The organism is Amycolatopsis balhimycina FH 1894, from assembly GCF_000384295.1.
In the GTDB taxonomy this organism is placed as follows: Bacteria; Actinomycetota; Actinomycetes; order Mycobacteriales; family Pseudonocardiaceae; genus Amycolatopsis; species Amycolatopsis balhimycina.
This window is the reverse complement of record NZ_KB913037.1, coordinates 8,288,179-8,306,285: the sequence shown is the minus strand read 5'-3', so window position 1 is coordinate 8,306,285 and position 18,107 is coordinate 8,288,179. Positions and strand designations below refer to the sequence as shown.

Here is an 18,107-nt window from a genome sequence, read left to right as displayed (position 1 = left end):
CACCTTTCCTGTAAGGGGTTTGCTCAGTGGTCCTGTCCGGCGGCGAGCCGCTCGAGGTCCTGCAGGACCCGTTCTTCGACGAGCTCCGCCAGCGCCAGCACGGTGCCGGTGGTGAGCACGTCCCTGGGAGTGATTTCGACGTCGAAGGCGGACTTCGTCATCGACGTGATCTGCAGGCTGCGCAGCGAATCGCCGCCGAGGGCGTAGAAGTTGTCCTCGACACCGACCCGGTCGAGCCCGAGTGCTTCGGCCCAGATGGCGGCGAGGACCTCTTCGGTCTCGGTTTCCGGTGCCGCGTACGCGGCGCTCTCTTCCGGCGCGGCCGGCGCGGGCAGCGCCCGCCGGTCCAGCTTTCCGCTGGCGGTAAGGGGAAGCGCGGCCAGCCGGACGAACACGGCGGGCACGAAGTGGGCCGGCAGGGCCGCGGCGACGTGCTCCCGCAGCCCGGTGCCCGCGTCGCCCACGACGTAGGCGATCAGCCGCTGGTCGATCGCGACGACGGCGGCGTCGCGGACGTCCGGGTGCCCGCGCAGGACCGCCTCGATCTCGCCGGGCTCGATCCGGAAGCCGCGGATCTTGACCTGGTCGTCGGCGCGGCCGAGGAACTCGCACGTGCCGTCGTCCCGCCAGCGCACCAGGTCGCCGGTGCGGTACATCCGCGTCCCCGGCGCCCCGAAGGGATCGGCGAGGAACCGCGACGCGGTGAGCCCCGGCCGGTCGAGGTACCCGCGGGCAAGACCGGCGCCGGCGACGTACAGCTCCCCCGGGACACCGATCGGCACCGGGCGCAGGGCGGCGTCGAGGACGCGGACGCGGGTGTTGCGGATCGGGCGGCCGATCGGCGGGGTGGCCCCGGGTTCGAGGGGGTCGCTCCAGGTCGCCACCACGGTGGTTTCGGTGGGCCCGTAAGCGTTGATCATCCGGCGGCCCGGTGCCCAGCGGGCCACCAGGTCGGCCGGGCAGGCTTCGCCGCCGACCACCAGGGTGCGGAATCCGGGCAGGGCGACGTCCGGCACGCTCGCCATGGCCACCGGCGGGATCAGCGCGTGGGTGACGCCTTCGTCGCGCAGCACGGCGGCCAGGTGGTCGCCGAGCAGCGGTCCGGGCGGCGGCACGACCAGCGCGGCTCCCGCCGGGAGCGCCATGCACAGTTCCAGCACCGAAGCGTCGAAACTCGGCGAGGAGAACTGCAGTACACGGTCGCCCGGCCGGACGTCGAAGTGCGCGATCTCGGCGCCGGAGAAGCTCGCCAGGCCGGCGTGGGTGACGACGACGCCCTTCGGGGTGCCGGTCGAGCCGGAGGTGTAGATGACGTACGCGGGCGCGGTCGGTGCCACGGACCGGGCCAGTGGGGTGGCCGGGCCGTGGGCCTCCGAGCCGTCGAGGACGAGCACGTCTTCCACCGGCAACGGCGTTCCCGGCTTGGTCACCACGACGACCGGGTTCGCGTCGGCGAGCATGAACGCGATCCGCTCGGCGGGGTAGTCCGGGTCGACCGGCAGGTAGGCGGCGCCGGTCTTCAGCACGGCCAGCTGCGCGACGACGATCTCCACCGAGCGCGGCAGGGCGAGCGCGACGATCCGCTCCGGACCGGCGCCGCGCGCGGCGAGCAGCCTCGCGAGCCGGTCGGCCCGGGTATCGAGTTCGGCGAAGGTGAGCCGTTCGTCGCGCGAAACCACCGCGACGGCGTCGGGTGTGCCGGCCACCTGGGCCTCGATCAGGTCGGTCAGGGTGACCTGCGGGACCTCGTGGCCGGTGTCGTTGAATGCGACGAGGACCTGGTCGCGTTCCGCGGCAGTCAGGACGTCGAGCTCCCGCAGCGGCCGGGCCGGGTCTTCGGCCAGCGTTTCGAGGACGTGTCCGAGCTGCCCGGCGAGCCGCTGAGCGGTCGCCTCGTCGAACAGCGCCGGGTCGTAGCCGACGCCGAGCGACAGGCGCGGGCCCGGCGCGGCGACGACGCTGAGCGGGTAGTTGGTCGTCTCCATCGCCTGCAGTTCCCGCAGCCGCACGCCGTGCGCGGCGACGTCGTCGGCGGTGACCGGGTAGTTCTCGAAGACCACGAGGCTGTCGAACAGGTTCCGGCCGCCCTCGACGCCGCTCCAGCCCTGCACGGCGGTCAGCGGGACGTGCTCGAACCGGCGCGACTCGGCCTGGGTGGCCTGGAGGGTGCGCAGCCACTCGGCGACCGGGGCCGCCGGGTCGGCGGTCACCCGCACCGGCAGGGTGTTGATGAAGATGCCGGTGATGTCGTCGACCCCGGCCAGCCCGGCCGGGCGACCGGACACGGTGGCCCCGAAGCAGACGTCGTCCTCGCCGCTGAGCCGGGACAGCAGGAGCGCCCAAGCGCCCTGCACGACGGCGTTGACGGTGAGCCGCTCACGCCGGGCGAACGCCGCCAGCCGACTGGTCGCTTCCTCGTCGAGGTCACGGCCGACCCACGTCGACGAGCTCGATTCGTGCGCGGCCGCCGGAACCCGGTCGTAGGGCAACGGCGTCGGCTCGGTGACGTCGCCGAGTTCGCGGCGCCAGTACTCCTCGGCGCCTTCGGCGTTCTGGCCACTCAGCCACGTCACGTAGTCCGCGAACGGACGGCGGTGCGGCAGGGCCGGCGGAGTTCCGTCGCGCAGGGCCGCATACGCGGTGCAGACGTCGGAGAGCACCTGGAAGACGCTCCAGCCGTCCAGCAGGACGTGGTGGAAGGTCCAGACGAGCTGGACGGCGTCGTCCGGCAGCCGGGCCAGGGTGACCCACAGCAGCGGCGCCGTCGCCAGGTCGAACGGCTTGGCCCGGTCATGGGCGAGCAGCTCGCGCAAGGCCTCTTCGCGATCGCGGTGCCGCCAGTCGAGTTCGGTGACCGGGACCCGTGCTTCGCGGTGGACCACGAGCAGCGGGTCGGGGACGTCCTCCCAGACGACGCTGCCGCGCAGCACCGGCGTCCGGTCGACGACGTGCTGCCAGGCTTCGGCCAGCGCCCGCGGCTCGGTGACGCCGTCGAGGACGGCGGTGACCTGCTCGAAGTAGACGCCCTGGGATTCCTGGGAAAGCCCGTGGAAGACCATGCCGGCCTGCATCGGCGTCAGCGGGTGGAGGTCGGCCACGCCGCGGCCGTCGCCGGCGATCCGGTCGACCTGCCGCTGGTCGAGCTTGGCCAGCGGGAAGTCCGACGGCGTGCGGCCGCCCGTCCCGGGCTCGGCGCAGTGCGCGACGATTTCGCCCAGCGCGGCCACCAGTTCGGCGGCCAGCTTCTCCACCGTGGCGGGAGTGTGCGTGTCCCGCCAGTAGGACCAGGTCAGCTCCAGCGTCTCCCGGTCCACCCGGCCGACGACGTCGAGCAGGTGCCCCCGGCCCGTGCCCTCGCCGGTAGAGGAGTCCAGGCTGCCGGCCGAGCCGTCGAGGCGGCCCAGGTAGTTGAAGCTGATTTCGGGTTCGAGTTCCGGCGCGGTTCCGGTCAGGTACCGCAGCGCGCCGAAGCCCACGCCACGGCGGGGCACGGCTCGCAGCTGTTCCTTGACGGACTTGAGCAGGGCGGCCCAGTCGTCCTCGATCCGCAGCGCGACCGGGTACAGCGAGGTGAACCAGCCGACCGTGCGGGACAGGTCGACGTCGTCGAACAGGTCCTCGCGGCCGTGGCCCTCCAGGTCGATCAGCACGCGGTCGCGCCCGGTCCAGCGGGCCAGGACGCGGCCCAGCGCGGCCAGCAGCACGTCGTTGACCTGCGTCCGGTAGACGCCCGGGACGTCCTGCAGGAGTGCCCGCGTCAGCTCGGCGTCCAGCCGCGTGGTGACCGTGGCGGTGCCCTCGGCCGCCGCGTCACCGTCGACGGGCAGAGGCGCCTCGACGGCGAGAGTGTCGCGCCAGTACGGCAGTTCGTCGTCGAAGCCGCCGGCCTCGGCGTGGGTGGCGAGCCGGTTGGCCCAGTCGCGGAACGACGTCGTCTTCGGCGGCAGCGGGCCGCCGCGGTAGGCGGTTTCCAGGTCCTCCAGGAGGATCCGCCACGAGACGCCGTCGACGACGAGGTGGTCGACCGTCAGCCGCAGGGTCGCCGGGTCGGGCAGTTCGGCGGTGAGCAGCGGCCCGTGCGCCACGTCGATCTCGGCGCCGAGGATCTCCGCCGGTTCGGCCGGGGCGTTTTCCTGGCCGCCGATGGTGAACCGCATCCGCAGCGCGTCGTGGTGTTCGACCAGGGCGGCCAGGGCCGCGCGCAGGGCGTCGACGTCGAACGGCTCGGCCCGCTCGATCCGAACCGACTGGGTGAACTCGCCGGGGTCGCCGAAGTGCCCGGCGAAGAACCAGAGCTGGATCGGGGTCAGCGCGGCGCGGCCGGCGACCGGTCCCTGCTCGGCCACGGTCACCGCGGCCGAGCCCGCCGCGACGGCCAGCGCGGCGACCGTCTGGTGGGCGAACAGGTCCCGCGGGGTCAGCGCGAGGCCGTGCCGGCGGGCGCGGGAGACGACCTGGATGCTGAGGATCGAGTCGCCGCCGAGTTCGAAGAAGTTGTCCTCGACGCCGACGCCGGGCACGCCGAGCACGCCGGCCCAGACTTCGGCGAGCACGCGCTCGGTGTCCGTGCGCGGCGGCAGGTATCCGGTCGCCGGCTCTCCGGCCGGGGCGGGCAGGGCGTTCCGGTCGACCTTTCCGTTGGTGCTCAAGGGAAGCGCGTCGAGCGTCACGAAGGCCGACGGCACCATGTAGTCGGGCAGGTCCCGCTGCAGCCACGCCCGCAGGTCCGGCTTTCCGGCCGTGACGACATAGGCGACCAGCCGCCGGTCGCGGGTGACGACGACGGCCTCGGTGACGTCCGGGTGGGCCCCCAGCGCCGTCTCGATCTCGCCCAGCTCGATGCGGAAGCCGCGGATCTTCACCTGGTCGTCGGCGCGGCCGACGAACTCCAGGACGCCGTCCGCGGACCAGCGGACCACGTCGCCGGTGCGGTACATGCGCTCGCCCGCTGCCCCGAACGGGTTGGCGACAAAGCGTTCCGCGGTCAGCCCGGGCCGGCCGAGGTAGCCGCGGGACACGCCGGTCCCGGCGACGAACAGTTCGCCCGTCACGCCCGGCGGTACCGGGCGCAGCCCCTCGTCGAGGACGTAGGCGGCCATGTTGTCCAGCGGCCGTCCGATCGGCATCGCGTCCGGCACGACATCTTCGGGCGCCAAGAAGAACCGGCTGGCGAAGGTCGTCGTCTCGGTGGGGCCGTAGCCGTCGACGACGGTCAGGCCCGGGCACGCGTCCCGCACCTGGCGGACCGCGGCGGCGGGCACGACGTCACCGCCGGTCCACACCTCGCCGACGCCCCGCAGGCAGGCGGGATCTTCCTGCGCCAGGAGCCGGAACAGCCCGGCGGTCAGCCAGAGCGCACGCACTCCCTGCCGGGTGACGACATCACGCAACACCTCGGCATCCACGTCCCCCGGCGGCGCGACGACGACCCGCCCGCCGTTCAGCAACGGAACCCACACCTCATACGTCGAGGCGTCGAACGCCTGCGGCGAGTGCAGCAGCACGGTCCGGTGCGCCTCGCTCGTGAACGACCGGTCGGAAGCCAGGCCCACGATGTCGCGGTGGGTCACCGCCACGCCCTTCGGCGTCCCGGTCGACCCCGACGTGTACATCACGTACGCCAGGTTTCCCGGCCTTACCACCACATCCGACATGTCCGCCGAACCGGTCTCATCCACCCGAGCGACGAGTCCACTGTGGACGTCCGAACAAGACCGGTCGGCGATGACCACGGACACGGCCGCTTCGGCCAGGACCAGGCGCATCCGGCTCGCCGGGGCGCGCAGGTCGACCGGCACGTACGCGGCACCGGCCTTGAGCACCGCCAGTTCGGCGACGACGACGTCGGCGGAACGCTCGAGCAGCAGCCCGATCCGATCCTCGATCCCGACGCCCAGCTCGATCAGCCGGTGTGCGAGCCCGTCGGCGCGGGCGTCCAGCTCGGCGTAGGTCAGGTCGTCAACCGCCAGGGCGTCCGGGGTCCGGCGAACCTGGTCGGCGAACCGGCTCACCACCGTGGCCTCGGCCACCGGGTGCGCCGTGGTGTTGAACCTCCGCAGCACCTGCTCGCGGTCGCCGTCGGTCAGGAGGTCCAGCTCACCCACCCGCTGTTCCGGGTTGGCGGTGATGCGCTCCAGGACCAGGAGCAGCTGCGCGGCCAGCCGGTCGATCGTGGCCCGGTCGAACAGGTCCGGGTCGTGGTCGAACGACACCGACAGCCGCTCGCCCGGCGTGACGACCACGCTGAGCGGGTAGTTGGTCGGCTGCAGCTCGCCTTCCTCGTGCAGGCCGATCCCGTGCTCGGCCACGGCCTCGGCGTCGAACGGGTAGTTCTCGAAGACCAGGATGCTGTCGAACAGCGTGGTGCCCGCCCAGCTCTGCAGCTGGGCCAGGGACACGTAGTCGTACCGGCGCGACCGGGCCTGGGCCGCCTGCAGGTCCCGCAGCCAACCGGCCACGGCGAGTCCATCGTGGACGGACACCGGGGCGGGAAGCGTGTTGATGAACAGCCCGACCATCGACTCGACGCCCGGCAGGTCGGCGGGCCGCCCGGACACGGTGGTGCCGAAGACGACGCCGGATTCCCCGCTGTAGCGGGAAAGCACCAGCCCCCACGCGCCCTGGAGGATCGTGTTGAGCGTCAGGCCGGCGCGCCGGGCCAGCTCCCGCAGCCCCTCGGCCGGCGCCGACACCCGGACCGACGCGGCGGACCGCGTGCGGTGGGCCTCCACCGGACGGCGGTCGTAAGGCAGCGGTGTCGGCGTCCGCAGCCCGGAAAGCTGCTCGTGCCAATGCTGTTCGGCGGCCGCGGTGTCCTGTTCGCCGAGCCAGCGCAGGTACTCGCGGAACGGCGGGCGGCGGCCCGGCCCGGCGGCGCCCGCGTACCGGGCGCAGACCTCGCCGAACGCCTGCGCGGCGCTCCAGCCGTCGAGCAGCACGTGGTGGAACGTCCACACCAGCAGCACGTCACCGCCGGGCAGCCGGGCGAACGCCAGGCGCAGCAGCGGTGCGGCGGTCAGGTCGAACCCCTGCGCTCGGTCGGCGTCGAGGAACCGCTCCTGCTCGCGGGCGCGCTCCTGCTCGTCCAGGGCCGTCCAGTCGAGGTGGACGACCGGGACCGTGACGGACCGCTCGACGACCTGCACGGGCTCGTCGAGGCCGTCCCAGACGACGCGGCTGCGCAGCACCGGCGTGTCCGCCACGACCCGCTGCCACGCCCGGGCGAGACGCTCGGGGTCGGTGACGCCGGACAGCCGCAGCCGCACCTGGTTGAGGTAGGTCCCGGCCGCGCCGTCGACGAGGCTGTGGAAGACCATGCCCGACTGCATCGGGGTGAGCGGGTAGATGTCCTCGACCGTCCGGCCGGTGCCGGCGAGGCGGTCCACCGCGGCCTGGTCGAGGCGGGCCAGGGGGAAGTCGGACGGCGTGCGGCCGCCCGCGTCCGGCCGGGCGCAGTGGCCGACGATCCCGGTGAGGGCTTCCAGGAGGGCGTCGGCCAGCCCGCCCACGGTCGCCTCGGTGTGGACGCCCGTGGAGTAGTGCCAGGTCAGTTCGAGTTCGTCGCCGACGACCGCGCCGACGACGTCGAGCTGGTGCACGCGGGTCTGCTCGGGGTGCGCGGCGCCGCCCAGGCCACCGCCGTGGTCGAAGCGACCCAGGTAGTTGAAGCTGATCCGCGGTTCCAGGCGCGGGGCGGTGCCGGCGAGGTATCGCAGGGCGCCGTAGCCGATCCCCCGGCGGGGAATCGCGCGGAGCCGCTCCTTGGTCGTCTTCAGGGCTTCGCCCCAGTCCTCGCCGGACGAGGTCAGCTCGACCGGGAAGATCGAGGTGAACCAGCCGACGGTCCGGGACAGGTCGATCCCGGGGAACAGGTCCTCGCGCCCGTGGCCTTCGAGGTCGACGAGGACGCGGTCGCGGCCCGTCCAGTCCCGCAGGACACGGCCAAGGGCGGTCAGCAGGACGTCGTTGACCTGCGTCCGGTACGCCCCCGGCACGTCGTGCAGCACCGCCCGGGTCGGTCCGGCGGGCAGCCGCACGACCACCGAGCGGGCCGAGCCGTAGGTGTTTTCGCCCGACGCGTCGACCGGGAGGGCCGGGTCGGCGTCGATCGCCGCCCAGTGGGCGAGTTCCTCGTCGAAGAAGCCTTCGGCCGTGTGGCGGGTCAGGGTGCGCGACCAGTCGCGGAAGGACGTCGTCCTCGCCGGAAGCTCGCCGCCGTCGAGGAGAGTTTCCAGGTCCTCCAGCAGGATCCGCCACGAAACGCCGTCGACGACCAGGTGGTGTGCGGCGAGCGTCAGCGTCGAGCCGGACAGCTCGGCGCGCAGCAGCGGCCCCTTTTCGAGGTCGATGGCGGCGTCGAGGACGTCCGTCGCGTCGGGCGCGTGGTGCTGGCCCTCGGGGGTGAACCGCAGTCGCAGCGCGTCGTGGTGCAGCTGGAGATCGCGCAGGGCGCGGCGCAGCACTGCCCGGTCCGGCACGGCGGGCAGCTCGACCGAGACGGACTGGACGAACTGCCCGGCGTGCACCGGCCGCGGGTCGAGGTACCAGTGCTGCACCGGCGTCAGCGGCATCTCGCCGGTCACCGGCTCCGCGTCGGCGACAGCCGCGGCGGGAGTGGCCGGGGTCGCGGCGAGGGCGAGCGCGGCGACGGTCGGGTGGTCGAACACCTGGCCCGGCATCAGGTCGAGACCCGCGCGGCGGGCCCGGGAAACCACCTGAATGCTGAGGATCGAGTCGCCGCCGAGCTCGAAGAAGTTGTCGTCGGCGCCGACGCGGTCCACCCGCAGCACCTCGGCCCAGATGCCGGCGAGCAGCCGTTCGGCGTCCGTCGCCGGTGCGCGGTACCCGGGCCCGGAGACGAAGTCCGGCTCCGGCAGCGCCCGCCGGTCCACCTTGCCGTTTTCGTTGAGCGGCAGGGCTTCGAGCGGGACGAACACTGCCGGCACGAGGTAGTCCGGCAGGGAGCGCAAGAGAAATTCGCGCAGGTCCGGCGTCCCGGTCGCGACGACGTAGGCGACGAGCCGCTTGCTCCCGCCGGACTCCCTCGCGACGACGACGGCCTCGGTGACGTCCGGGTGGGCGGTCAGCGCGGTCTCGATCTCCCCCAGTTCGACGCGGAAGCCGCGGATCTTCACCTGGTCGTCGGCGCGGCCGACGAACTCCAGCACACCGGCGTGACTACCGGGGCTTCGCCCCGGGCCGGGGGCTTCGCCACCCGGACCCCCTGAAAGCCGGCCGTGAGTCCACCGGACGAGGTCGCCGGTGCGGTACATCCGCGCGCCCGGCGCGCCGAAGGGGTCGGCCAGGAACCGTTCCGCAGTCAGTCCCGGCTGCCCGAGGTAGCCGCGGGCCAGCCCGGTGCCGGCCAGGTACAGCTCGCCGACGGCACCCGGCGCGGCCGGGCGCAGCCCGTGGTCGAGGACGTAGGCCGCCGTGTCGTCCAGCGGCCGCCCGATCGGCAGCACGTCCGGCACCGGCTCGCCCGGCGGCAGGGGGAACCGGGTGGCGAACGTCGTCGCCTCGGTGGGCCCGTAGACGTCCACCACGGTGAGGCCCGGGCACGCGTCCGACACCTGGTGCACCGCGGCGGGGCGGACCACCTCGCCACCGGTCCACACCTCGCGGACGCCGCGCAGGCAGCCGGGATCCTCCTGCGCCAGCACGCGGAACAGCCCCGCGGTGATGAACAGCCCGGTCACCCCGTGCGTGGTGATCACGCGGCGCAGCACGTCGGCGTCGATGTCCCCCGGCGGCGCGACGACCACGCGGCCGCCGCTGAGCAACGGCACCCACAGCTCGTACGTCGACGCGTCGAACGCCAGCGCGGAGTGCATGAGCACCGTTTGGTGGGCAGGGACGGCGAAGGAGCGCTCCCGGGCCAGTGCGACGATGGCCCGGTGGCTGACGGCCACGCCCTTGGGCGTCCCCGTCGACCCCGAGGTGTACATGACGTACGCCAGGTTTTCGGGCCGGAGCAGGACATCCGGCGCCTCGGACGGCTCGTCGCCCGGTTCGTCGATCGACACCACCGGTCCACTGTGGACGTCGTGGGCGAGCGCCCGGCCGGCGTCGTCGGTCACCAGCACGCGGACGCCGTCGAGCAGCGCCGTCAGCCGGCTCCGCGGCGCGCGGGCGTCGAGCGGCAGGTACGCGCCGCCGGCCTTGAGCACCGCCAGTTCGGCGACGACGACGTCGGCCGAGCGGCCGAGCAGCAGCCCGACCAGGGCGTCCCGCCGGGCGCCGAGGCCGAGCAGCCGGTGGGCCAGCCGGTTCGCGCGGGCGTCCAGTTCGGCGTAGGTCAGGGTTTCCTCGCCGGTGACGGCGACCGCGCCGGGGGTGCGCCGCACCTGCTCGGCGAACAGTTCCGGCACGGTCGTGTCCGGGAGGTCCTGCGAGGCGCCGTTCCCCTGGGCCAGGACGTCGTGCTGGTCGGCGTCGGTGAGCATGCGCAGCCGGGCGAGCGGCTCGTGCGGCCGGGTGGCGAGCTCGGAAAGCAGGGTCTCCAGGTGCCCGGCGAACCCGGCGATCGTCTCCGGCTCGAAGAGTGCCGGGTCGTAGCCGAAGAGCAGTTCCAGGCGTTCCTCGCCGGGGTAGGCGACGACGCTGAGCGGGTAGTTGGTGGTCTCCACGCCGCGCAGTTCGCGCAGCCCCAGCTCCGCGGTGACCGGGTAGTTCTCGAAGACGAGGAGGGTGTCGAACTCCCCGCCCCAGCTCTGCAGGCGCGCCAGGGAAAGGTGGTCGAAGCGCCGTGCTTCGGCTTGGGCTTCCTGAAGACCGCGCAACCAGTCGACGGCGCCGGCCCGCTCGTCGACGTCGGCGACGACCGGCAGCGTGGTGATGAACATGCCGGTGATCTCGTCGGCGCCGGGCAGGTCGGCGGGCCGCCCGGCGACCGTGGTGCCGAAGCAGACCTCCGGCCGTCCGGTGTGGCGGGCCAGCAGCACCGCCCAGGCGCCCTGGACGAGCGTGTTGAGGGTCAGTCCGTGACGTTGCGCGGCCGTGCGCAGCGGAGCCGCGGGCAGCTCGATCCGCAGCGCGGCCGTCGACTCGACCGGGTGGCCGTCGGGCGCGTGGTCGGTGCGCAGCCGGACCGGCTCGGGCCGTCCGGAAAGCTGCTCGCGCCAGAACCGTTCCGCCGCCGGCTGGTCCTGTTCGGCCAGCCACCGGACGTGGTCGCGGAACGGGCGGCGGGTGGGCAGGGGCCGCCCGGCGTGCGCGGCCGAGACGTCGGAGAGGACCTGGAAGAGGCTCCAGCCGTCGAGCAGGAGGTGGTGGAACGTCCAGACCACGCGGACTTCGGTCGCCGAGACGCGGGCGAGCAGCAGCCGCATCAGCGGAACGGCGCCCAGGTCCAGGCCCGCGTCGCGGTCGGCCGCCAGGACGGCGTCCAGGTCTTCGGGTTCGGTCGTCCAGTCCCGGTGGTCGACGGGCAGGGTGACCTGCCGGTGGACCACCTGCACGGGCGAGTCGAGCCCGTCCCAGACCACCTGCGTGCGCAGGACCGGCGTCCGGTCCACGACCCGCTGCCAGGCGCCGGCCAGCGCGGCCGGGTCGGGGACGTCGCCCAGCACGAACGTCACCTGCTGGAGGTAGGCCTGACGGCCGCCGCCGGTGAGCCGGTGGAACAGCATGCCGGCCTGGGCCGGGGTGAGCGGGTAGATGTCCTCGACGTCGCGGCCGTCGCCGGCCAACCGGTCCACTCCTGCCTGGTCGAGGCCGGCCAGCGGGAAGTCCGACGGCGTGCGGCCGCCGGCGCCGGGTTCGGTGCAGTGCGCGACGATCGCGGCCAGCCCGCGGACGAGGTCGTCGGCGACCGTGCGGATCGTGGCTTCCTCGTGGAGCTGTCCGGAGTAGAACCAGGTGATCTCCAGGCGGCCTTCGGTGACCCGCGCGACGACGTCGACAGCGTGCCCGCGGACGTCCGCGGGGTTCTGGGAGAGTTCGAGTTCCCGCTCGAGGCCCCGGTAGAGCTCGCCCTCGACCTCGAACCGGCCGAGGTAGTTGAAGCTGAGCCGGGGTGCCACGGCGGGCGCGGTCCCGGCGAGGTGGCGCAGCACGCCGTAGGACAGGCCGCGGGCCGGGATCGCGCGCAGCTGCTCCTTGACGGACTTGAGCAGGGAAGCGAGGCCGTCGCCGCGCACGTCGAGCGCGACGGGGAACATCGACGTGAACCAGCCGACCGTGCGGGACAGGTCGACGTCGTCGAACAGGTCTTCCCGCCCGTGGCCTTCCATGTCGACCAGCACGCGCTCGGCGCCGGTCCACTGGCGCAGGGCTTCGCCGAGCGCGGCCAGCAGCACGTCGTTGACCTGGGTGCGGTAGACGCCCGGGACGTCCTGCAGCAGCGCCCGGGTCAGCTCGGCGTCCAGCCGGGTGGTGACCGTGCGGGTGCTCGCCACGGTGTTGACGCCGTCGGTGTCCAGGGGGATCTGGGCGCCTTCGACCGCCTGCCAGTGGGCGAGGTCGTCGGCGAAGGAATGCGCGGCGAGCCGGGCGGCCCAGTCCTGGAACGACGTCGTCCGGGCGCCGAGGGCCCGCCCGTGGTAGGCGTGATCGAGGTCCTCCAGGAGGATCCGCCACGAGACGCCGTCCACGACGAGGTGGTGCACGGCCAGGCGCAGTGTCGTGCCGGTGAGTTCCGCGCTCACCAGCGGGCCGTGCTCGATGTCGATCTTCGCGCCGAAGACGTCCACCTCGGCGGGCTCGGCGTGCTCCTGCGTCCAGCCGCCGGCGGTGCGGCGGAACCGCAGCCGGAACGCGTCGTGGTGGGCGACGACGGCGTTCACCGCGGTCCGCAGCCGGTCTTCGTCGACGTCGCCGGCGAGCCGGACGCTCAGCTGCTGGGCGAAGTGGTCCGGGTCGGCGGGGTCGGTGTCGAGGAACCAGTGCTGGATCGGGGTGACGACGGCCGCTCCGGTCGCGGGCGGCCGCTCGGCCACGGGCGCGGCCACCCTGGCCGCCCCGGCCGCCGCGGCGAGCGCGGCGATCGTCTGGTGCCGGAAGATGTCCTTGGTGGTGATCCGCAGGCCCGCCTTCGCGGCCTCGGACACCAGCCGGATGCCGAGGATGGAGTCGCCGCCGAGTTCGAAGAAGTTGTCCTCGACGCCGACCTCGGGCAGCCCGAGGGCGTCGGCCCAGATGTCCGCGAGCAGCCGTTCGGTTTCGGTGCGCGGCGCGACGCGGGTGGTACCGCCGGCCCAGTCCGGGGCCGGCAGGGCGCGCCGGTCGAGTTTGCCGCTGGGGTTGAGCGGCAGCCGCTCGAGCGGTACGAACGCCGAGGGCACGAGGTGGGCGGGCAGCGACGCGCCGAGGAACTCCCGCAGGTCCGCGGGCGCGTCCGGGACGACGTAGGCGACCAGCCGCTGGTGCCCGGCGTCGGTGCGGGCGACGACCACCGCCTCGGTCACGTCCGGGTGCTGCCGCAGCGCGGCCTCGATCTCGCCGGGCTCGATCCGGAAGCCGCGGATCTTGACCTGGTCGTCGGCGCGGCCCAGGTACTCCAGCTCGCCGCGGGTGGTCCAGCGCACGACGTCGCCGGTGCGGTACATCCGGGCGCCCGGCTCGCCGAAGGGGTCGGCCACGAACCGGCCGGCGGTCAGGCCCGGCCGGCCGAGGTAACCCCGGGCCACGCCGGCGCCGCCGAGGTGCAGTTCGCCGGGTACGCCGACGGGCACGGGCCGCATGCCGCGGTCGAGCACGTACGCGCGGATCCCGGCGATCGGACGGCCGATCGGCGGGGTGCGGTCGGTGTCGTGGTACCACGCCGTGGCGTACACAGTGGACTCGGTGGGCCCGTAGATGTTGGCGATCCGGCTGTCCGGCAAGGCTTTCCGGATGTCGTGCAGCGCGTGCAGCGTCAGTGCCTCGCCCGCCAGGACCACAGTGGACGGCCGCACCGACACCGCGCCCTGTGCCAGCAGCTGGGCGAACGCCGACGGCACGCCGCTGACCAGGCCGACCGGCCGGCCGTCGTGCTCGCCTTCGCCGAGGGCCAGCACGTCACGGACGATTTCGACGGTGGCACCGGTCATCAGCGGCCCGAAGATCTCGAACACCGAGACGTCGAAGTTCAGCGACGTCGAAGCGACCACTGTGGACCCGGGCCGGAAGACGTCCCGGAAGTCGGTTCCGGCCCAGGCCATCAGGTTCGCGGCGCTGCGGTGGGCGACCACGACGCCCTTGGGGCGGCCGGTCGAGCCGGACGTGTGGATCACGTAGGCCGGGTGGTCCGGGTTCGTGGCGCGGACGAGCGGCGCGGCGGACCGGCCGGCGAGCAGGCCGGGGCCGTCGAACGCGAGGGCGGGAACGGATCCGGGGCCCCGGCCGTCGGGCGTGAGCAGCAGAGCCGGGGCGGCGTCGTCGAGGATCAGTTCCTTCCGGTCGGCCGGGTAGGCCGGATCGACCGGGAGGTAAGCGGCACCTGACTTCAGCACGCCGAGCAGCGCCACCAGAATCCGTTCGGTGCGTGGCAGGGAGACGGCGACGAACCGCTCGGGTCCGGCGCCCCGTTCGACGAGGATCCGGGCCAGCCGGTTGGCCTGCTCGTCGAGCTCGGAGTAGGTGAGCGAGCGGTCCTCGCAGACGACGGCGACCGCGTCCGGCGTGCGGGCCGCCTGGGCCTCGAACAGCTGCGGCAGCGTGGTTTCCGGCGCTTCGAGCACCGGCCCGCGGGCGAGGTCGTCCAGGTGGGCCAGCTCGGCGCCGGCCATGAGCGGCAGCTCGGCCACCGGACGGCGCGGATCGGCGACCACCGCCTCCGCGAGCACCCGCAGGTGCCCGGCGAAACGGTCGATCGTCTCGGCGTCGAAGAGCGCGGTGTCGTACTCGATCGCGACGCTGCGGCCCTGCGGCTGGAACTCCAGCACGAGGTCGAACCGGGCCCGGGGGCGGGGCAGGTCGTGCTCGCCCAGGCGGAGGGCGCCCGCCTCCCGGGGCCGGACGAGGTCCTGCTGCAGCACCAGCAGGACCTGCACCAGCGGGGTCCGGCTCGGGTCACGGGCCGGCCGCAGGTCGTCGACGACCTGGTCGAAGGGCACTTCGGCGGCGGCGAAGGCCGCCAGCGTCGTTTCCCTGACCCGGTCGAGGAACTCGTCGAACGGCTGCGCGGGGTCGAGGGCGGACCGCAGGACGAGGGTGTTGACGAAGAACCCGGCGAGCCGTTCGAGCTGGTCGTGGTCGCGGCCGGACACCGCGGTGCCGACGGCGACGTCGTCCTGCCCGGTGTAGCGGGCCAGCAGCACCTGGACGAGCGCGGTCAGCGTCGTGAACAGCGTCGTGCCGGTGTCGTGACTCAATTCGGTGAGGCCGGCGGGCAGTTCGTACCGGCGGATCGCGCCTTCGGTGGCGCGGACCGGCGGACGCGGCCGGTCGGTCGGCAGGTCCAGGGGTTCGAGGCCGGCGAGCTGCTCGCGCCAGTACGCCAGCTGCCGCTCGCGCAGCGGCCCGGCCAGCCGGTCGCGGTGCCAGCGGGAGTAGTCGCGGTAGCCGATCTCCAGCGGGGCGAGCTTCTCCCCCGCGTAGAGCGCGGCCAGCTCGTCGACCAGCAGGCCGACCGACCAGCCGTCGGTGACGATGTGGTGCTGGCACAGCAGAAGCAGGTGTTCGTCCGGGCCGCGCCGGATCAGCGTGGCCCGGGTGAGCGGGCCGGTGGTCAGGTCGAAGGGGCGGTCCAGTTCGGCCGCGAGCTGCGCGTCCAGGCCGGCCTCGGCGACGGCTTCCCGCAGCGGGATCGTCCCCGTCCCGGCGACGACCTGGACGCCTTCGCCGTCGACGGTCCGGAACGTCGTCCGCAGCGACTCGTGCCGCGCGGCCAGCGCGTCCAGTGCGGTGCGCAGGGCCTCGCGGTCCAGCGGGCCGGACAGGGTGAGGCCGACGCCGGCGTTGTATTCGGTGTTGCCGGGGTTCTGCCGGTCGAGCACCCACAGGCGACGCTGGACCGGCGACAGCGGCACCACGGCGTCGTGCGCCACCGGCTCGATCCGGCCGGCCGGGGCGCCGTCGTCGGGCAGCAGCTCGGCGAGTTTCGCGATGGTGCGGGCGTCGAACACCACCCGCGGGGACAGGTCGGACCCGAACCGGGCGCGGATCCGGGCGAGCGCCCGCGCCCCGAGGATCGAGTCCCCGCCGAGTTCGAAGAAGTCCGCATCCACGCCGATGTCCACGCCGACCTCGGGCACGCCGAGCACGTCGGCCCAGATCTCGGCCAGGGCCTGCTCGACCGGGGTCCGGGGCGCGGTGTGGGTGGCGCGGACCTGGGCCCGCCAGTCGGGTTCGGGCAGCGCGTCGCGGTCGAGCTTGCCGTGGTGCGTCAGCGGCATCGCCTTGAGCGGGACGAACGCGGCCGGGACCATGTACGGCGGCAGCCGGTCGGCCGCGGCCGACCGCAGGGCCGCCGGATCGGCGTCCCCGGCGAAGTAGGCGACCAGGCGTTTGACGCCGGGCTGGTCCTCGCGGGCGACGACGACCGCCTCCCGGACGTCCTGGCGGCTCAGCAGCAGCGCTTCGATCTCGCCGGGTTCGATCCGGAAGCCGCGGATCTTGACCTGGTGGTCGGTCCGCCCGACGAACTCCAGCTCGCCGGCGGCGGTCCGGCGGACGACGTCGCCGGTCCGGTACATCCGGGCACCGGGCCCGCCGAACGGATCGGCCACGAACCGGCTCGCGGTCAGCCCCGGCCGGTCGAGGTACCCGCGGGCCAGCTTCGGGCCGGCGAGGTAGAGCTCCCCGGTGGTCGCCGGGCGCAGTGCCTCGTCGAGCACGTACGCGGTCGCGTCCGGCAGCGCCCGGCCGATCGGGGGCGTGCCGCCGGGCACGAGCGGGTCGCTCCAGGTCGCCACGACGGTGAACTCGGTGGGGCCGTAGGAGTTGATCATCCGGCGCCCGGGTGCCCAGGTCCGGACGAGTTCGGGCGGGCAGGCGTCCCCGCCGACGATCACCGTGCGGAAGTCCGGCAGCGCGGCGGCGTGCGCCTGCGACAGCGTGGCCAGCGCGACCGGCGGGATCAGCGCGTGGGTCACCTCGTGCTCGGCCAGGACCCCGGCGAGCCGGTCGCCCAGCAGCGGGCCGGCCGGGGGCACGACCAGCGCCGCACCCGTCGGCAACGCCATGCAGAGTTCCAGGATCGACGCGTCGAAGCTGGGTGAAGCGAATTCCAGGACGCGGTCGCCGGGCCGCACGTCGTAGCGCTCCCGCATCGCGGCGGCGAAGCCGGCGAGGCCGCGGTGGGTGACGAGCACGCCCTTGGGGACGCCGGTCGAGCCGGACGTGTAGATGAGGTAGGCCGGGTTGTCGACGTGCAGCGGGCGCGTCTGGCCGGGGTCGTCGCCGGGCAGGCCGTCGAGCAGCCCGGGGTCGTCGAGGTCGAGGGTGGTGTCCGCCGGGCCGGCGCCGGCCCGGTTCGCGGACGAGCGGGTCACGACGAGCACCGGCCGTGCGTCGGCGAGCATGAAGGCGATCCGCTCGGCGGGCTGGTCGGGGTCGACGGGCAGGAACGCGGCGCCGGCCTTGGCCACCGCCAGCTGCGCGACGATCAGGTCGGCCGACCTGGGCAGGACCAGCGCGACGACGCGTTCCGGCCCGGCACCGCGGCGCACCAGCAAGCGCGACAACCGGTTCGCCCGCGCGTTCAACGCCGCGTAGGTCATCGTGCCGTCGGCACCGGTCAACGCAAGCGCTTCCGGGGTCCGGGCGGTTTGGTCGCCGATCAGTTCGGAGAGGGTCGAACTGTCGTCGTCTCCCGGCACAACGGCGGCAGGAACCGAGACGTCGTATCGCGGCATTGCGGGAACCTTTCGAGCATGAGGGGGCGTCAGCGGGGGGTCGACGGCACTTCTTGCCACTCGTTCAACAAATCGTCCCGGCACTCGGAACGCCAGGTGAACACGGTGGAACAAGTGCGCGACACAATGATCCTTTCCGCCGTGAAGCCGCGCAGCGAAGCTCGGAAACAGTTCCGTTTTCGACGCCCGTCACCGCGGCGCCGATTTGGCGCCAGCGGCAGTCGAACGCTCGCGACAACCGGTGTTCTAGTGCGACAGGTCAGTCATCCGGCGGTCTAGAGGCCCCCCAAGACCAGCCGGATTGGCCTCACGCTACCCAGTGGACGCCAT

1 protein-coding gene is annotated in these 18,107 nt (G+C 73.6%); it reads right to left on the bottom strand.

All coding sequences use genetic code 11. The features are described from left to right. Window positions 1-23: 23 nt before the first annotated feature. Window positions 24-17,777 (bottom strand): non-ribosomal peptide synthase/polyketide synthase, encoded by a 17,754-nt coding sequence (locus A3CE_RS0138250; RefSeq protein ID WP_020645389.1) that lies wholly within the window; start codon window positions 17,775-17,777, stop codon window positions 24-26. Between the last annotated feature and the right edge of the window lie 330 nt (window positions 17,778-18,107).